Below are 16,123 nucleotides of genomic sequence, written 5' to 3' on the forward strand. Positions count from 1 at the left end.
CCCTCGCCATAGATCTGAGGGCTATGAAAGTGACCCGAAAGTCCGAGACGGCTTTGGCGCGGGCCGAACGGGCCGTCGCGCGCGATATCAGTTATGCGCATTCAGCGGCCACGCGTGGCGGGCGGACGATCATTCGGTTGATGGAGAATGCGACGGGCCGCGTCAGCCTTATCCGCAAGGCGCGCGGCTACGAGATGGATGTCGCGGGCGGAGCCGACTTCTGGCAGGTGATCACCCAGCGCTACGGGATGACGCTCGATATCGTGGGGGGCTCGTTGGAGAGCATTCCAAAGGACGGGCCGCTGATCGTGGTGGCCAATCATCCTTATGGTATCCTCGACGGGCTGATGATGGGCTATATCCTGTCGGTAACGCGGGGCGATTTCCGCATTCTGGCCCATCAGGTGTTTCGCAAGAGTCCGGATCTGGAGCGGGTGATTCTGCCGATCTCGTTCGACGAGACGAAGGAGGCCGCGAAGCTGAACCTAGGGACTCGGGCAGAGGCGCTGCGCTATCTCAAGGATGGCGGGGCGATTGGGATCTTTCCGGGCGGCACGGTGTCGACGGCGCCCAAACCGTTCGGGCAGGCGCTGGATCCGAAATGGCGGTCATTCACGTCGAAGATGGTGGCGCACACGGATGCCACGGTGGTGCCGGTGTTTTTTGAGGGGGCGAACAGTCGTTTGTTCCAGCTTGCCAGCCACTTGCACTCGACCTTGCGCATGAGCCTGCTGATCCGGGAGTTCCGGGCGCGGATCAATACGCCGGTGCGGATCGTCGTCGGGGATCCGGTCGATCCGGCGGAGATTGCCGCCCGGAAGGGCAATCCGAAAGAGTTGATGGATTTCCTGCGCAAGACGACATATGCGCTATCTCCGAAACCGATGCGGGCCGACAGGCTTGGCTATGAGTTCGAGGAGAAGCACAAGGATGGCGGTCGGCATCTTCGATAGCGGATTGGGCGGGCTTACCGTGCTGGATGCGGTCGCGAAGCGGCTGCCGGACGTGGAGTTCCTGTATTACGCCGATAGCGAGAACGCGCCGTATGGGGTGCGCACCTCGGAGGATGTGCATGGGCTGACCAAACGCGCAGTCGAGGATCTTTGGGGACGCGGGGCCGATCTGGTCGTGCTGGCCTGCAATACGGCCTCTGCCGCGGCTTTGCGCCGGATGCAGGAGGCGGGCGTGCCCGAGGGCAAGCGGGTGCTTGGTGTGTTCGTTCCACTGATCGAGGCGCTGACGGAGCGGGAGTGGGGCGACAACTCTCCGCCGCGCGAGGTCGAGGTCAAGCATGTGGCCTTGTTCGCGACGCCGGCCACAGTGTCCTCGCGCGCCTTTCAGCGGGAACTGGCGTTTCGGGCGATCGGGGTCGACGTGGAGGCGCAGGCCTGCGGCGGCGTCGTCGATGCGATCGAGGAAGGCGACATGATCCTTGCCGAGGCGCTGGTGCGGAGCCATGTCGATGCGCTTAAACGGAAGATGCCGGAGCCGGATGCCGCAGTGCTGGGATGCACGCATTATCCATTGATGGCCGAGGTCTTTCAGGATGCGCTGGGCGCGGATGTAAAAGTGTTCAGCCAGGCCGATCTGGTGGCCGAGGCGCTGGCCGATTATCTGGAGCGGCATGAGGGTATGACAGGCTCGGGCGAGGCCGGATATCTGACGACGGGCGATCCCAAAGCGGTCTCGAGCCGCGCCATGCAGTTCCTGCGACGAAAGATCGAGTTCACCGAAGCTTGAGGGGGCGGCTGCCCCGCCTTACATCTTTCGTCGACATGAGGTCGTCATGACATATTCTGCCGTTATTCTAGGGGCATCGGGCTATACCGGGGCCGAACTTGTCCGCCTGATCGCCACGCATCCGTCCTTGCGGATCACGGGGCTGAGCGCGGACCGCAAGGCCGGGATGGCCATGGGCACGGTGTTCCCGCATCTGCGCCATCTGGATCTGCCTGAGCTGCGCAAGATCGGGGATCTGAGCTTTGAGGGCGTCGATATCGTCTTTTGCGCTTTGCCCCATGCGACGTCTCAGGCGGTCATCAAGGAGCTGCCGGCGGGCCTTAAGATCGTGGATCTGTCGGCGGATTTTCGGCTGAGGGATGCCGCTGAGTATGAGCGCTGGTACGGCAAGCCCCATGGCGCGCCGGAGCTGCAGAAAGAGGCCGTTTACGGGCTGACCGAGTTCTATCGCGATAAGATTGCCGGTGCGCGGCTTGTCGCGGGCACGGGGTGCAATGCGGCGACGGGGCAATATGCTCTGGTACCGCTGATCCGGGACGGGGTGGTCGGGCTTGATGATATTGTGATCGATCTCAAGACGGGCGTATCGGGAGCTGGAAGGTCGCTGAAAGAAGGACTGCTGCATGCGGAGCTGTCAGAAGGGGCGCATGCCTATTCGGCGGGCGGGGCGCACCGGCATTTGGGAGAGTTCGATCAGGAGTTTTCGCGCCTTGCGGGCCGGGATGTGCGGGTGCAGTTCACGCCGCATCTGATCCCGGCGAACCGGGGGATCCTGGGGACGATCTATGTCAGCGGCGAGGCGGAGGCGGTGCATGGCGCGTTAGAGGCGGCCTATGCGGGCGAGCGGTTCATCGAAGTGCTGCCGTTCGGAGAGCTTCCGTCGACGCGGCATGTGCGGGGATCGAATTTCTGTCATCTGGGAGTCGTCGGCGATAGGGTGCCAGGGCGGGCGACAGTGGTAGCCGCTTTGGATAACCTGACGAAAGGGTCCTCCGGGCAGGCCCTGCAGAACGCGAACTTGATGCTTGGGATCGAAGAGGAGGCGGGTCTGATGCTGGCACCGGTGTTCCCGTGAGGGGGCTGAAGAAACAGCGGCGCATTCAAGTAATCGCGCTGGCCGTAGTGGCGCTGGCGATTTCGACGGCGCTGATTGGTTACGCGATGCGCGACGGGATCAACTTTTTCCGCTCGCCGTCCGAGATTGCAGCCGCGCCGCCCGCGCCGACGGAGCTGTTCCGCATTGGGGGACTAGTCGAGGACGGTTCGGTGTTGCGCGGGCAAGGCACGAAGGTGACCTTTCGCGTGACCGATGGGGGGGCCTCTATCCCCGTCAGTTATGACGGGATCCTGCCGGATCTCTTCGAGGAGGGGCAAGGCATGGTCGGGCAGGGGCGCTACATTGAGGGCACCTTCGAGGCCGTTGAAATCCTTGCCAAACATGACGAGACCTACATGCCTGCCGAGGTGGTCGACGCGCTCAAAGAGCAGGGCGTCTACCGAGAGACCGATGAGGGCCCGGCAATCAACTGATCGGTCTGCGGCCTTGGTAAGGTTCGGTTAACTGGACCGTACGCAGGGTTTAGATCCCCGAAAGACCGGCAGTGGCACGGCTTTCCGCGAGTAGTAGCGGGAGCAGGGCCATGCAGAGCGTCAGAGAGATCGCGGGCGAAATCGTCGGGCGGGAGGGCGGGTTCGTGAACGACCCGGACGATCCGGGCGGAGCCACGAAGTACGGCGTGACTATTCATACGATGCGGCGGCTGGGCCTCGATCTGGATCGGGACGGCGATGTGGATGTGGCCGATGTCCGGGCGCTGAGCCGGGATCGGGCGGTCGACATTTTCATCGAGCATTACTTTGTGCGGCCTCGGATCGATGCCTTGCCGCGCCCGCTTCAGGCGAGCGTCTTCGACATGTATGTGAATGCGGGCGCCAATGCGGTGAAGATCCTGCAGCGGCTCATTCGCGACATGCGAATCGAGATCAGCGTCGATGGGGTGATTGGGCCGCAGACGATCGCAGCGGCTGAGAGAGCGCTGGCGGCGGCGCCGGAGCATCTGGTGGATGCCTACGGGATCGCGCGGCGCAATTATTACTACCGCCTGGCCGATCAGCGCGCGGCGAGCCGGAAATATGCGCGGCGGCGCGATGGCGGGAAAGGCGGCTGGATCCGGCGGGCTGAAGAGTTCATCTCGGCCCGGTATCATCTGAGCGACGCGGAGCATCGAGCGAGGGTCGCGGCATGGGGTTGATCGAGCGACTGATGACGATGGCTTTCGGCGGATCGCGGAACGTCGTCAAGGAAACCGCCGAGGTCTTTCGCGAGAATGCGGAAGCGGCGGGTGCGCGGCGGTCGGTGCTGCAAGGGCAGACGCTGGAGCAGTTCGCCGCAGAGTTCGGAGCAGGGCGGACGTGGTTCGATGCGGCGATGGACGGGCTGAACCGTCTGCCGCGCCCGCTTTTGGCGTTTGGGACGCTGGGGCTCTTTGTCGCGGCGATGGTCAACCCGATCTGGTTCGCCAGCCGGATGCAGGGGATCGCACTGGTGCCCGATCCGCTTTGGTGGCTGATGGGGGCAATCGTCAGTTTCTACTTCGGCGCGCGGCATCAGATCAAAAGTCAGGAGTTTCAACGCTCTGTGGCCGCGACGATGGCGCAGGTGCCGCAGGTCGTGGCCAATACCAAGCAGCTCGAGGCGCTCGCGCCGCGCCCGCCCGCCGATAGCGGCCATGATGCGCGGCTGTCCCTGTCCGTGACCGAGGCTGGAGACAACGCAGCTTTGAGCGAGTGGAGGCTGTCGCGGCAGTGACCTGGTGCCACATCCGATTGGCCTTCCTCTGCGGCCTGCCTATAACGAGGGCATGGTTGCAGAGCTCGGACATTTCGCGCTGATTCTCGCCTTCGTCGTGGCGATCGTTCAGATGATCGTGCCTCTTGTCGGAGCGCAGAAGGGCTGGCGCAATTGGATGGCGGTGGCCGATCCGGCGGCGACGCTGCAATTCGGTTTGGTCGCGCTGGCTTTCGGGGCGCTGACCTATTCCTTCGTGGTCTCGGATTTCTCGGTGCGGCTGGTCTGGCTGAATTCGCATAGCGACAAGCCGATGCTCTACAAGGTGACGGGTGTCTGGGGGAACCACGAGGGATCGCTGCTTTTATGGGTCCTGATCCTGACGCTGTTCGGGGCATGCGCGGCCTGGTTCGGGCAAGGCCTTCCAGAGCGGCTGAGGGCGCGGGTTCTGGCGGTTCAGTCGAGCCTTGCCGTGGCCTTCATGGCCTTCATGATCTTTACCTCGAACCCCTTCTGGCGCGAGAGCTTTCCGCCGCTCAACGGGCAGGATCTCAACCCGCTTTTGCAGGATCCGGGTTTGGCGTTTCACCCGCCGTTTTTGTACCTTGGCTATGTCGGGCTTTCGATGACGTTCTCCTTCGCGGTTGCGGCCCTGATCGAGGGCCGCGTCGATGCCGCCTGGGGGCGCTGGGTGCGGCCCTGGACGCTGGCGGCTTGGATGTTCCTGACGGTCGGTATCGCGCTGGGGTCCTGGTGGGCCTATTACGAGCTTGGTTGGGGCGGCTTCTGGTTCTGGGATCCGGTGGAGAACGCGTCCTTCATGCCGTGGCTCATTTCGGCGGCCCTGCTGCATTCGGCAATCGTGGTGGAAAAGCGCGAGGCGCTGAAGGCTTGGACGATCCTGCTGGCGATCCTCGCTTTCGGGTTCTCGCTGATCGGAACGTTCATCGTGCGCTCGGGCGTGCTGACAAGCGTGCATGCTTTTGCCAATGATCCGTTTACCGGCACGTTCATTCTGGTCATCCTCGCGATCTTCATGGGAGGGGCGCTGACGCTCTTTGCGATGCGGGCCGACCGGATGGAGGCGAAGGGCATCTTTGGCACGGTCAGCCGGGAGAGCGCGCTGGTTCTCAACAATATTCTGCTGGCGGTCTCGGCCTTCGTGGTCTTCATCGGGACGATCTGGCCCTTGGTGTCCGAGCTGGCCTTTGACCGGGTTCTATCGGTCGGCCCGCCCTTCTTCGAGATGGCGTTCACGCCGTTCTGGGTGGCGCTGGCGCTTATCCTTCCCGTGGGATCGATCCTCGCCTGGAAACGCGGGCGGCTGGACAAGGACCGGCGGATGCTGACGGCTTTGGCCTGCTTCGCGGTGGCCGTGGGCGCGCTGGTCTGGGCTTTGCAGACAGGCCGGACGGCGCTAGGGCCGGTCGGGGTCGCGCTAGGGATCTGGGTAATCGGGGGCGCGGGTTACGATCTGATCAAGCGCACGGGAAAGAGCGGGCTCGGGCGGCTGTTTCGCCTGCCGAGGGCCGATTGGGGCAAGTCGGTCGCCCATGCCGGGATGGGGGTCACGGTCATCGGTGTGGCCGCGCTGATGGCCTGGGAGACCGAGGATATTCGCGTGGCGCAGATCGGCGACAGCTACGAGGTGAGCGGCTATGAGGTGACGCTTGTCGATGTGCGCGAGCAGGTTCGAGGGCCGAATTTCATCGCGACCGAGGCCGATATCGCCATGGCGAAGGACGGACGGCAGGTCGCGCTGCTGACGCCGGAGAAGCGGATCTATCCGGTGGCGCAGATGCCGACGACGGAAGCGGCGATCGCCAACGGCTTTTGGCGCGATCTTTATGTGGTGATCGGCGACCGGCAGGAGGCGGGTGGCTACGCGGTTCGGGTCTATGTCAAACCCTTCGCCAACTGGATCTGGGCCGGCTGCATCATCATGGCGCTTGGCGGGATCCTGTCGCTGAGCGACCGGCGGCACCGGGTTGCGGCGGGCGCGCCGAAGATGCGTGCGGTGCCGGCCGAATGAGGGGCTGGCTTGTCGCCCTGCTGGTGCTGGCCGCGCCGGTCTGGGCCGTCGAGCCAAGCGAGATGCTGGAGGATCCCGCGCTGGAGCAGCGGGCGCGGGAGCTGTCCAAGGGGCTGCGCTGCCCGGTCTGCCGGAATGAGAGCATCGATGAAAGCAATGCGGAGCTGGCCGCGGATCTGCGGCTTTTGGTGCGCGAGCGGCTTGAGGCGGGCGATAGCGATGAGGAGACGCTCGATTTCATCGTCGGGCGCTACGGGGAATATGTGCTGCTGAGGCCGGATGTCGGCGGCTCGGCAATGATCCTCTGGATCGCGGGGCCGCTGGCCCTTCTGGCCGCCTTGGGGATCGGATGGCGCGTTGTGCGCCATCGCGGCCCGTCTGAAGAGGCGGCGCTGACGCCGGAAGAGGAAGCGCGGCTGCACGATCTTCTCAAGGAGTAACGTACGGTTCGCTCTGGTCAGCCGCGTCTGCCTCGTTATCGTGGCGCCAACAGATGATCGCGGAGGCAGCGGATGGACTATCAGGCAATCAAGCTCGACATCAGGGACGATATCGCGGTCGTCACGCTGAACCGGCCCGATGTGATGAACGCGCTCAACACACAGATGCGGGCCGAGATCACCCATGCGATGAAGGATGCGCAGGACAAGGCGCGGGTCATCGTGATAACGGGGGCTGGCAATGCGTTTTGTTCTGGTCAGGATCTGAGCGACCGGGGCAATGCCGCGAACCTCGATCTAGAGCGGACGCTGCGGGACGAATATGTGCCGATGCTGAATGCGATCTTCGAGTGCCGGGTGCCGACGATATCGGCCGTGAACGGGGCAGCCGCCGGGGCGGGGGCCAATCTGGCGCTGGCCGCCGATGTGGTGATTGCGACGGATCGGGCGGTATTCATTCAGGCGTTCACGCGGATCGGGCTGATCCCGGATGCGGGCGGCACCTACTGGCTGCCGCGCCAGATGGGCGCGGCCAAGGCGATGGGGGCGGCGCTTTTTGCGGACCGGATCCCGGCGCAGCAGGCCTCGGATTGGGGAATGATCTGGGAAGCGGTGGCCGATGACGCCTTCGACGCGCATTGGCGCAGCCGCGCGGCGCATCTGGCGAAGGGGCCGACCGAGGCCTACCGCTATGTGAAACAGGCCGTCCGCAGCTCGTTCGAAAACGGGCTGGAGGATCAACTGGCGCTTGAGGCGAAGTTGCAGGGCAAGAGCGGCAAAACGCGCGATTTCCAGGAAGGCGTGATGGCGTTTCTGGAAAAGCGGCCCGCGCGCTACGAAGGGCGTTGAGGTATCCCGGCTATTGCGCCGGGATCTCTTTTCTAAACCGGGAGGTCCCGGCTCGGGGCCGGGACAGCGTCGGTCTTAGCGGTTCTCGATGTCGATGTAGTCGCGCGCGGTTTCGCCCAGATAGAGCTGGCGCGGGCGGCCGATCTTGTTCTGCGGATCGCCGATCATCTCTTTCCACTGGGAAATCCATCCAACCGTGCGGCTTAGCGCGAAAATCGGCGTGAACATCGAGGTCGGAAAGCCCATCGCGTCGAGGATGATGCCGGAATAGAAGTCCACATTCGGGTAGAGCTTCTTTTCCGAGAAATAGGGATCCTCAAGGGCCACGCGCTCGAGTTCCTTGGCGACCTGAAGCGTCGGGTTGTTGTCGACGCCCAGCAATTCGAGCACCTCGTCGGCGCTTTCCTTCATGACCTTCGCGCGAGGGTCGAAGTTCTTGTAGACCCGGTGGCCGAAGCCCATCAGGCGGAACGGATCGTTCTTGTCTTTCGCGCGCTCGATATATTCGGGGATGCGGTTCGGCGTTCCGATCTCGCGCAACATCTCGAGACAGGCTTGGTTGGCGCCACCATGGGCCGGGCCCCAGAGGCAGGCGATCCCTGCTGCGATGCAGGCGAAAGGGTTCGCGCCCGAGGATGAGGCAAGGCGGACGGTGGAGGTCGATGCGTTCTGTTCGTGATCGGCGTGAAGCGTGAAGATCCGGTCCATCGCGCGGCTCAGGATCGGGTCGGGGTGGTAGTCTTCGGCCGGTACGGAAAAGCACATGCGCAAGAAGTTCGTGGCGTAGTTGCAATCATTGCGCGGATAGACCATCGGCTGGCCAATGGAGTATTTGTAGGCCCAGGCGGCGATGGTCGGCATCTTGGCGATCAGACGGATCGAGGCGACCTCGCGCTGCCAAGGATCCGAGATATCGGTGCTGTCGTGATAGAAGGCGGACATGGCGCCGACGACGCCGACCATGATCGCCATCGGGTGCGCGTCGCGGCGGAAGCCCGAGAAGAAGTTCTTCATCTGCTCGTGCAGCATCGTGTGGGTTGTCACGCGCTGTTCGAAATCCTCGAGTTCCTCAGCGGTGGGAAGCTCTCCGTAAAGAAGCAGGTAGCACACCTCGAGATAGTGGGATTTTCCGGCAAGCTGGTCGATCGGATAGCCGCGATGAAGAAGCTCTCCCTTGTCGCCGTCGATAAAGGTGATCGTGCTGTCGCAGGAGGCCGTCGAGGTGAAGCCGGGATCGTAAGTGAAGACATCGGCCTGAGCGTAAAGCTTGCGGATATCGATGACATCGGGGCCTGTGGTCGGTGAGTGGATGGGAAGCTCGTAGTCTTTGCCATCAACGGTCAGTGTCGCGGTTTTGGTCGTGTCGCTCATTCCAGTCCCCCTGGGTCAGCTCGCGATGGCCGGTCAAGGGGCCACGCTGAAATCTACTAGTCGTGTAGCTGGACCGAGGTGTCGGATCCGTTGCTACGCGGCGGCCTCCTCGAGCCTTGCGATGGTTTCATCGCGCCCGAGCACAAGCATCATGTCGAAGACACTGGGGGTGACAGTCCGCCCGGCAAGGGCCGCGCGCAGGGGCGCGGCAAGCTTACCGAATTTCAGACCATTCGCCGCGGCAATCTGGCCCGTGACCTCCTCCAGAGTGTCGCGGTCCCAGCTAGCATCTTGCAGCTGCGGCGTCAAATCCGTGAGTATACCTTTGGATACCGGATCGAGGGTCTGAGCGGCTTTCTCATCGAGATCGAGCGGGCGGCTTTCCAGGACAAAGCGTGCTTTATCAAGAAGTTCAGGAAGGGTCTTCGCGCGCTCCTTGACGTGGGGCATGGCGCGAAGAAGCCCGTCCCGCTGACCTTCGGTCAAGTTCAGTTGGCCGGTGGCGGTTAGGAAAGCTTCGGCTTCTTGCAGCAGTGCAGCATCGCTGGACGCCGCGATATGCTGGCCGCAGAGGTTCTCGAGCTTTTTCAGGTCGAACCGGGCTGGGGATTTGCCGATCCCGTCCAGATCGAACCAGTCGCGCGCCTGCGCGTCGGTGAAGAATTCGTCGTCCCCGTGGCTCCAACCGAGACGGGTAAGGTAGTTGCGCATCCCGGCCGCCGGATAGCCCATAGCTTGATACTCGGCGGCGCCGGTCGCGCCGTGGCGTTTGGAGAGCTTCTTGCCGTCAGGGCCGAAGATGAGGGGGATGTGGGCCCAGATGGGTTCGTCCCAGCCCATGGCGCGGTAGATGCCGATCTGGCGGGCGGCATTGGCGAGGTGATCGTCGCCGCGGATCACATGCGTGACGCCCATATCGTGATCATCGACAACAACGGCCAGCATATAAGTCGGCGTGCCGTCCGAGCGGAGCAGCACCATATCATCGAGCTGGTCATTGCCCCAGGTGACATCGCCTTGAACGCGATCCTTGATGAGGGTCTGGCCGTCCTGCGGTGTCTTCAGGCGGACAGCGAAGGGGGCATCGGGGTGATCGGCGTCGGGGACGTCCCGCCATGGGGATTGGTAGAGGGTGGAGCGGCCTTCGGCGCGGGCGGCCTCGCGAAAGGCTTCGATCTCGTCTTGAGACGAGAAGCATTTGTAGGCTGTGCCATCCGCGAGCATCTGCTGCGCGACCTCGGCGTGACGGTTCGCGCGCTCCGCTTGGCTGATGGGTTCACCGTCCCAGTCGAGGCCGAGCCAGCCAAGGCCGTCCAGGATCGCCTGCCGGTTCTCGTCGGTGGAGCGGGCCTTGTCGGTATCCTCGATCCGTAGGAGGAATTTGCCATCCCGGCCCCGCGCATAAAGCCAGTTGAAAAGGGCGGTCCGCGCCCCTCCGATATGCAGGGTGCCGGTCGGCGACGGCGCGAAGCGGGTGACGACGGGGGGCTGCTCTGACATCGGGACATTAACCTTTCGTTCACCACGCGGGCGTTAGGAGGGGTCCTACTCGACCGCGCGGAGGGAGGACAAGTGCCCAGCTGGATCGCACCTCTGGATGCCGTGGCGGCGCAGCGGGGACATCTGTTTTTATGGGTGCCGGTGGCTTTCGGTCTTGGGATCGGCTGGTATTTCGGCGTGAAGACCGAGCCGGATCTGGCGCTTTATGGCAGCTTTGCGGGCTCGGCGGTGCTGTGCGCGGCGCTGGCGCGCTGGGGCAGCGAGAGCGTCGCGCCGTTTTTCGTCGCGCTGGCGGTTGTGCTTTGCGGGTTTTGCTGGGCGGGGCTTCGAGCCAATTCGGTGGCTGAGCCGGTTCTGGGCTGGCGCTATTACGGTCCGGTCGAAGGCCGGATCGTCAAGATCGACCGATCGCAAAGCGACAAGGTGCGCCTGACGCTTGACCGGGTCGTGCTGTCGCGGGTCTCGCCCGAGCGAACGCCGGACCAAGTGCGGATGTCGCTGCATGGCGAGCAGGGCTTTGTCACGCCAGAGCCCGGGCTGACGGTGATCCTGACCGGACATCTGTCGCCGCCATCCGGACCGGTGGAGCCCGGGGGTTTTGATTTTCAACGTATGGCCTGGTTCGCCGGGATCGGAGCAGTCGGGTATACGCGCACGCCCGGTCTGGTGCTGGAGCCTGCCGAGGATGGGCAGGCGGGGCTGGGCATCTACCGGTTGAGGCGGGCGGTGTCCGCCTACGTGCAGGACGCGGTGGGCGGGGAGCCCGGAGCCGTGGCGGCCGCGATCGTCACGGGGGATCGGTCGGCGATGAAGCAGGAGACGCTAGATGCACTTCGGGCATCCAATCTGGCGCACCTGCTGGCGATCTCGGGGCTGCATATGGGGCTTTTGACGGCATTCGTCTTCACGCTGGCGCGGGCGGGCCTGGCGATGGTCCCGGCCATCGCGCTTGTCTGGCCGATCAAGAAGATTGCAGCTGTGGTGGCTCTGGTTGCGGGCGCGGCCTATCTTGCCATGTCCGGCGGAAATGTTGCGACGGAGCGGGCCTTTATCATGGTGGCCGTTGTGTTCCTCGCTATTTTGTTGGGACGACGCGCGCTGACACTTCGGGCGGTGGCGATGGCGGCGATGATCGTCCTTTTGCTGAGGCCCGAAGCTTTGTTCGGGCCGGGGTTCCAGATGTCCTTTGCTGCGACGACGGCGCTCATCGTGGTCTTTCGGGCCTTGCGGGATTTCGAGCGCGCATCGGTTCCGAAATGGGCGCGACCGGTTCTGGCTGTTGTCATCTCCTCTGCCGTGGCGGGGGCGGCGACGGCTCCGTTTTCAGCGCTGCATTTTAACCAGATCTCGCATTATGGCCTGCTGGCCAACGTGACGACCGTTCCGCTGATGGGGATCCTCGTGATGCCGGCGGCTGTTCTGGCCTTTTGCCTTTCGCCGCTCGGTCTGGACTGGATCGGATTTTGGGGGATGGAGATCGGGCTGCGCTGGATCCTGTTCGTGGCGCAGTGGGTGGCCGGGCTGGAGGGTGCGTTGGGGCATATCTGGACCCCGGGGCCGCTGGTCTTGCCTGCTCTGACGCTGGGGCTGCTCTGGATCTGCCTTTGGCGCGGTCCGGCGCGGTGGGGTGGGACGGTGCCGGTGGCTGCGGCTTTTGTGCTTTGGGCCCAGACCGAGCGACCTGCGGTTCTGATCGACGAAAGCGGTGCGCTGATCGGTCTGATGACAGAGGCGGGGCGGGATCTAAACAAGTCGAAAGGGCAGGGATTTGCCGCGCGCAGTTGGCTGGAGAATGACGGTGACGGCGTGGAACAGGAGAGCGCCTATGGACGGGCCGGGCTGGAGCAAGAGGGCAAGCGGTCGATGGCGCGGATCGGGCCTGCACAGGTGCTGCATGTCGCGGGCAAGACGGCGGCCGCCGCCCTGGAGGGGTGCAACGGCTCGGACGTGCTTGTGCTGAGCGTTCCGGCCGAGAGCGCCTATCCCTGTGATCTCTATGATCCGGTGCGTTTGCGCGAGACCGGCGCGGTCGCGTTTTACCTCGAGGAGGGCGGCCTAAAGGTCGTGACAGCCCGTGACCGATCCGGATCACGTTTGTGGAACAGCAGAGACGCCAGACGCACCGAGTTGCGCCTGGCCTTGCGTTAATAGGTGCGGATCAGACCGACGAGACGGCCCTGCACCTTGACCTGATCGTCGCGGAAAACGCGGGTCTCGTAGGCGGGGTTGGCCGCCTCGAGCGCGATGGCGCTGCCCTTGCGGCGGAACCGCTTGAGCGTCGCCTCGTGATCTTCGACCAGAGCGACAACGATATCGCCATTGTCGGCGGCATTCGTCTCGCGGATCACGACAACGTCGCCATCGTTAATCCCGGCATCCTTCATCGAGTCGCCGCGCACTTCGAGGGCGTAATGCTCTCCCGAACCGGAGACCATATGGCCGGGGACCGAGACGTTATGTGACTGCTGGTTGATCGCCTCGATCGGGACACCGGCGGCGATGCGGCCCATCATCGGCAGATTGACCGAGCCCGCTTCTTCGACCGGGATCGCATTGGCGTGCTGATCCGGGCGCGATCCTTCGATCACGCGCGGGGTAAAGCCCGTCGTCGGGGCAGAATTGGTCTGCATCGCATCGGGCAGTTTTACGATTTCGATGGCGCGAGCCCGGTGGGCGAGGCGGCGGATGAAGCCGCGTTCCTCGAGCGCCGTGATTAGCCGGTGAATACCGGATTTTGACCGAAGATCGAGTGCATCTTTCATCTCGTCAAAGGAGGGCGGCACACCGTCCCGTTGCACCCTGCGGTGAATGAAGTCGAGCAGATCGAGTTGCTTCTTCGTCAGCATGATATCCCTCACAGAGCTGCGGTGCCGCCTCTGGCGTCCTTGTCTCGTGTTCTATTCATGTTCATGTTTTGTGTCAACATGTTCGCGAATCACGCTCTAGAGCGGAACAACCGGTACGGGTGTGCCGGTATTGGCCTTTGGCGCATTCGGAGGTCGGACAACGAGAGCGTTCGATCTATGGAGAACATTCAGAAGACTGCTGTCCTGCCTGTCGAAGGCGGTCACGACGCCATCTGCCATAACGGCGCGCATGTAGTGCTCGCGCGGACCGTTCGCGGGCAGGGGGGCGGCCAGCGGTATATTGAGGCGGGCGGCGGGCTTGGCAGAAAGGCCCTGCATTGCATCAAGCAGCGGTAGGACAAAGATCCGGCCGCAGACCATTGCGGAAACCGGGTTGCCCGGCAGGCCGATGATGGGCGTGCTGTCGATGCGGCCTGCCATGAGTGGTTTTCCGGGGCGCATCGCGACCTTGTAGAAGGACGGCTCCATCCCGCGCGCGCCTGCCACAGGGCGAACGAGGTCGTAATCGCCGACCGAGGCACCGCCGATGGTCACGATCAGATCGGCGGAGGCGGCAAGATCGAAGGCGGTCGACAGAGAGGCGGCGGTGTCGCGGGCGATCGGCAGCAGGCGCGGATGCGCTCCGGCGGCGCGGAACATCGCATGGAGGCCGTAGCTGTTGGAAGCCATGATCTGGTCGGGGCCGGGTCTCTCGCCTGGGGCCACAAGCTCGTCGCCGGTGGCCAGGATGGCGACCGTCGGAGGGCGGTAGGTGACGATCTGGCCCGCACCCATCGATGCCAGAAGCGCGATGTCATTGGGCCCGAGACGGCGAGGGGTGGACAGGGTGAAGTCGGCGGGAAAGTCACTGCCTGCGGGCCGGATATAGGGGCCTGCGTCCAAATCATCGTGGAGGTGGAGCGTGTCGCCGTCGCGATCGGTATCCTCCTGGATAAGGATGCGGTCAGCGCCGTCCGGCACCGGGGCGCCGGTAAAGATGCGGACGGCCTGACCTTGCCCGACGGGCTTGTCAAAGCGGCGTCCAGCGGCAGCTTCACCAATCACCGTCAATGTGCCGCCGGCAGAGACGTCGGCGGAGCGGACCGCGTAGCCGTCCATCGCCGATCCCGCAAAGGGCGGCTGCGCGCGCAGAGCGGTGACATCCTGGGCCAGAACGCGGCCCTGCGCTTCGGTCAGGGGGATGGTTTCGGTGTTGGTCGGGGTGCTGAGCGCGAAGATATGCTCCAGCGCCTCATCGACACTGATCACGGCGCTTCGAAGCGGCCCGATTTGCCGCCATCCTTGAGAACGACCCGCAGGCCGCTAATCTCCATCGTTTTTTCAACGGCCTTGACCATGTCGTAGACGGTCAGGGCGGCGGTGGAGGCGGCGGTCAGCGCCTCCATCTCGACCCCCGTTCGGGCGGTTGTCTTAACGGTGGCGGCGATGCGCAGACCGGGCAGGTCCTTGTCCGGCTCGATCTCGATCGCGACCTTGGAGATCGGGAGCGGATGGCAGAGCGGGATCAGATCGGATGTCTTCTTGGCCCCCATAATCCCGGCAAGGCGGGCGATACCGATGACGTCGCCTTTCTTCGCATCGCCTTTGAGGATGATCTCGAGTGTGTCGGGCTGCATACGGATCACGCATTCGGCGGTCGCGATCCGGGCGGTGACATCCTTATCCGAAACATCGACCATATGGGCCTGACCGGAGACGTCGAAATGAGTGAGGCCTGACATCACATGCCTGCAGAGACGGGCGGATCAGCAAGAAGGCGGCGCGTTGCTTCTGCGACATCGTCTTGACGCATCAGACTTTCGCCGATGAGGAAGGATCGGGCGCCGAAGCGGGCGAGATCGGCGAGATGTTCGGGCGTGGAAAGCCCGCTTTCGGAGACGAGGATCCGGTCCTCTGGAGCGAGCCGGGCCAGCGTACGGGTCGTCTCGAGGCTCGTCTCGAAGGTTCTGAGGTCGCGGTTGTTGATCCCGAGAAGGGGCGAGGACAGCGTGCTCGCGCGTTCCAGTTCGGTCGCATCATGTACTTCAACAAGGACATCCATGCCCCAGTCCTTAGCCGCGCTTTCAAGCTCGTGGGCGAGTGCGTCGTCGACAGAGGCGAGGATGATGAGGATGCAATCGGCACCGAGCGCGCGGGATTCGGCGACCTGGTAGGGATCGTAGAGAAAATCCTTGCGCAGAACGGGCAGCTCAACTGCCTCGCGCGCGGCGACGAGGTAGCTGTCGTCGCCTTGAAAGGACGGTCCATCGGTCAGAACCGACAGGCACGCCGCGCCTCCCTCGGCATAGGCCTCGGCAAGGGCGGGTGGGTCGAAATCGGGGCGGATCAACCCTTTGGACGGGGAGGCTTTCTTGATCTCGGCAATGAGGCCGTAGCCTTCGCGGGCGGCGTCCGAAAGCCGCTCGGCAAAGCCGCGCACAGGCGAGGCCGATCTGGCGCGCGCCTCAATCTCGCTAAGCGGCATTTCGGCCTTTCGGGCCGCGATTTCGTCAAGCTTGTAGGCCTTGATCCGGTCGAGGATCGTGTCAGTCATGAT

16 protein-coding genes are annotated in these 16,123 nt (G+C 63.8%); 10 read left to right on the top strand and 6 right to left on the bottom strand.

Features of this window, described 5'->3' with window-relative positions; translation table 11 throughout:
* Positions 1 to 23: 23 nt before the first annotated feature.
* From AAD018_RS06380 to AAD018_RS06420, 9 genes are all read left to right on the top strand, one after another.
* Positions 24 to 953 (top strand): lysophospholipid acyltransferase family protein, encoded by a 930-nt coding sequence (locus AAD018_RS06380; RefSeq protein ID WP_367314669.1) that lies wholly within the window; start codon positions 24 to 26, stop codon positions 951 to 953.
* Positions 931 to 1,740, top strand: a complete 810-nt coding sequence (locus AAD018_RS06385; protein ID WP_367314670.1) for a glutamate racemase — start codon at positions 931 to 933, stop codon at positions 1,738 to 1,740. Before AAD018_RS06380 ends, AAD018_RS06385 begins: the two co-directional genes overlap by 23 nt.
* Positions 1,741 to 1,786: 46 nt before the next feature.
* Positions 1,787 to 2,815 (top strand): N-acetyl-gamma-glutamyl-phosphate reductase, encoded by a 1,029-nt coding sequence (gene argC / locus AAD018_RS06390; protein ID WP_367314671.1) that lies wholly within the window; start codon positions 1,787 to 1,789, stop codon positions 2,813 to 2,815.
* Positions 2,812 to 3,270 carry a cytochrome c maturation protein CcmE gene (ccmE, locus tag AAD018_RS06395; protein WP_367314672.1) on the top strand — a complete coding sequence of 153 codons (459 nt, stop codon included), beginning with the start codon at positions 2,812 to 2,814 and terminating at the stop codon, positions 3,268 to 3,270. Before argC ends, ccmE begins: the two co-directional genes overlap by 4 nt.
* Before the next feature lie 110 nt (positions 3,271 to 3,380).
* Positions 3,381 to 3,992: a holin-associated N-acetylmuramidase gene (locus tag AAD018_RS06400; RefSeq protein WP_367314673.1), complete on the top strand. Its 612-nt coding sequence runs from the start codon at positions 3,381 to 3,383 to the stop codon at positions 3,990 to 3,992.
* Positions 3,983 to 4,549, top strand: coding sequence for a holin family protein (locus AAD018_RS06405; protein ID WP_367314674.1), 567 nt, complete (start codon positions 3,983 to 3,985; stop codon positions 4,547 to 4,549). The genes AAD018_RS06400 and AAD018_RS06405 overlap by 10 nt, the downstream gene beginning before the upstream one ends.
* Positions 4,550 to 4,601: 52 nt before the next feature.
* Positions 4,602 to 6,560, top strand: coding sequence for a heme lyase CcmF/NrfE family subunit (locus tag AAD018_RS06410; protein WP_367315196.1), 1,959 nt, complete (start codon positions 4,602 to 4,604; stop codon positions 6,558 to 6,560).
* Complete coding sequence (locus AAD018_RS06415; RefSeq protein ID WP_367314675.1) at positions 6,557 to 7,000, top strand: cytochrome c-type biogenesis protein; 444 nt, start codon at positions 6,557 to 6,559, stop codon at positions 6,998 to 7,000. The genes AAD018_RS06410 and AAD018_RS06415 overlap by 4 nt, the downstream gene beginning before the upstream one ends.
* Before the next feature lie 72 nt (positions 7,001 to 7,072).
* Positions 7,073 to 7,849 (top strand): enoyl-CoA hydratase-related protein, encoded by a 777-nt coding sequence (locus AAD018_RS06420; protein ID WP_367314676.1) that lies wholly within the window; start codon positions 7,073 to 7,075, stop codon positions 7,847 to 7,849.
* Between the two features lie 75 nt (positions 7,850 to 7,924).
* Here AAD018_RS06420 and gltA read toward each other — a convergent pair whose 3' ends face one another.
* Together gltA and gltX are read right to left on the bottom strand one after the other, a co-directional pair.
* Complete coding sequence (gene gltA, locus AAD018_RS06425) at positions 7,925 to 9,220, bottom strand: citrate synthase (protein ID WP_367314677.1); 1,296 nt, start codon at positions 9,218 to 9,220, stop codon at positions 7,925 to 7,927.
* 93 nt (positions 9,221 to 9,313) lie between these two features.
* Entirely contained in the window at positions 9,314 to 10,720 is a 1,407-nt protein-coding gene (gltX, locus tag AAD018_RS06430) for a glutamate--tRNA ligase (RefSeq protein WP_367314678.1), read from the bottom strand.
* 72 nt (positions 10,721 to 10,792) lie between these two features.
* Between gltX and AAD018_RS06435 the strand changes: the two genes are divergently transcribed.
* The gene (locus tag AAD018_RS06435; protein ID WP_367314679.1) at positions 10,793 to 12,868 is read left to right on the top strand and encodes a ComEC/Rec2 family competence protein; all 2,076 of its coding nucleotides are present in this window, start codon (positions 10,793 to 10,795) and stop codon (positions 12,866 to 12,868) included.
* Here AAD018_RS06435 and lexA read toward each other — a convergent pair.
* The 4 genes from lexA to trpC all read right to left on the bottom strand — a co-directional run bounded on the left by lexA (position 12,865) and on the right by trpC (position 16,120).
* Positions 12,865 to 13,566 (bottom strand): transcriptional repressor LexA, encoded by a 702-nt coding sequence (gene lexA, locus AAD018_RS06440; RefSeq protein ID WP_367314680.1) that lies wholly within the window; start codon positions 13,564 to 13,566, stop codon positions 12,865 to 12,867. The two genes, AAD018_RS06435 and lexA, sit on opposite strands and share 4 nt — an antisense overlap.
* A gap of 96 nt (positions 13,567 to 13,662) precedes the next feature.
* A complete protein-coding gene (locus AAD018_RS06445; RefSeq protein WP_367314681.1) occupies positions 13,663 to 14,835 on the bottom strand; it encodes a molybdopterin molybdotransferase MoeA in 1,173 nt (390 codons plus the stop codon).
* Positions 14,832 to 15,308: a cyclic pyranopterin monophosphate synthase MoaC gene (moaC, locus tag AAD018_RS06450; protein ID WP_367314682.1), complete on the bottom strand. Its 477-nt coding sequence runs from the start codon at positions 15,306 to 15,308 to the stop codon at positions 14,832 to 14,834. Before moaC ends, AAD018_RS06445 begins: the two co-directional genes overlap by 4 nt.
* Positions 15,308 to 16,120: an indole-3-glycerol phosphate synthase TrpC gene (gene trpC / locus AAD018_RS06455; RefSeq protein WP_367314683.1), complete on the bottom strand. Its 813-nt coding sequence runs from the start codon at positions 16,118 to 16,120 to the stop codon at positions 15,308 to 15,310. Before trpC ends, moaC begins: the two co-directional genes overlap by 1 nt.
* Positions 16,121 to 16,123: the final 3 nt, after the last annotated feature.

It is taken from the genome of Aestuariibius insulae, assembly GCF_040783535.2.
GTDB lineage: Bacteria > Pseudomonadota > Alphaproteobacteria > Rhodobacterales > Rhodobacteraceae > Aestuariibius > Aestuariibius insulae.

Coding starts and splice junctions, on each gene's coding strand:
- AAD018_RS06380 (WP_367314669.1), top strand. CDS start 24: ATGAAAGTGACCCGAAAGTCCGAGACGGCTTTGGCGCGGGCCGAACGG.
- AAD018_RS06385 (WP_367314670.1), top strand. CDS start 931: ATGGCGGTCGGCATCTTCGATAGCGGATTGGGCGGGCTTACCGTGCTG.
- argC (WP_367314671.1), top strand. CDS start 1,787: ATGACATATTCTGCCGTTATTCTAGGGGCATCGGGCTATACCGGGGCC.
- AAD018_RS06400 (WP_367314673.1), top strand. CDS start 3,381: ATGCAGAGCGTCAGAGAGATCGCGGGCGAAATCGTCGGGCGGGAGGGC.
- AAD018_RS06405 (WP_367314674.1), top strand. CDS start 3,983: ATGGGGTTGATCGAGCGACTGATGACGATGGCTTTCGGCGGATCGCGG.
- AAD018_RS06410 (WP_367315196.1), top strand. CDS start 4,602: ATGGTTGCAGAGCTCGGACATTTCGCGCTGATTCTCGCCTTCGTCGTG.
- AAD018_RS06415 (WP_367314675.1), top strand. CDS start 6,557: ATGAGGGGCTGGCTTGTCGCCCTGCTGGTGCTGGCCGCGCCGGTCTGG.
- AAD018_RS06420 (WP_367314676.1), top strand. CDS start 7,073: ATGGACTATCAGGCAATCAAGCTCGACATCAGGGACGATATCGCGGTC.
- gltA (WP_367314677.1), bottom strand. CDS start 9,220: ATGAGCGACACGACCAAAACCGCGACACTGACCGTTGATGGCAAAGAC.
- gltX (WP_367314678.1), bottom strand. CDS start 10,720: ATGTCAGAGCAGCCCCCCGTCGTCACCCGCTTCGCGCCGTCGCCGACC.
- lexA (WP_367314680.1), bottom strand. CDS start 13,566: ATGCTGACGAAGAAGCAACTCGATCTGCTCGACTTCATTCACCGCAGG.
- moaC (WP_367314682.1), bottom strand. CDS start 15,308: ATGTCAGGCCTCACTCATTTCGACGTCTCCGGTCAGGCCCATATGGTC.
- trpC (WP_367314683.1), bottom strand. CDS start 16,120: ATGACTGACACGATCCTCGACCGGATCAAGGCCTACAAGCTTGACGAA.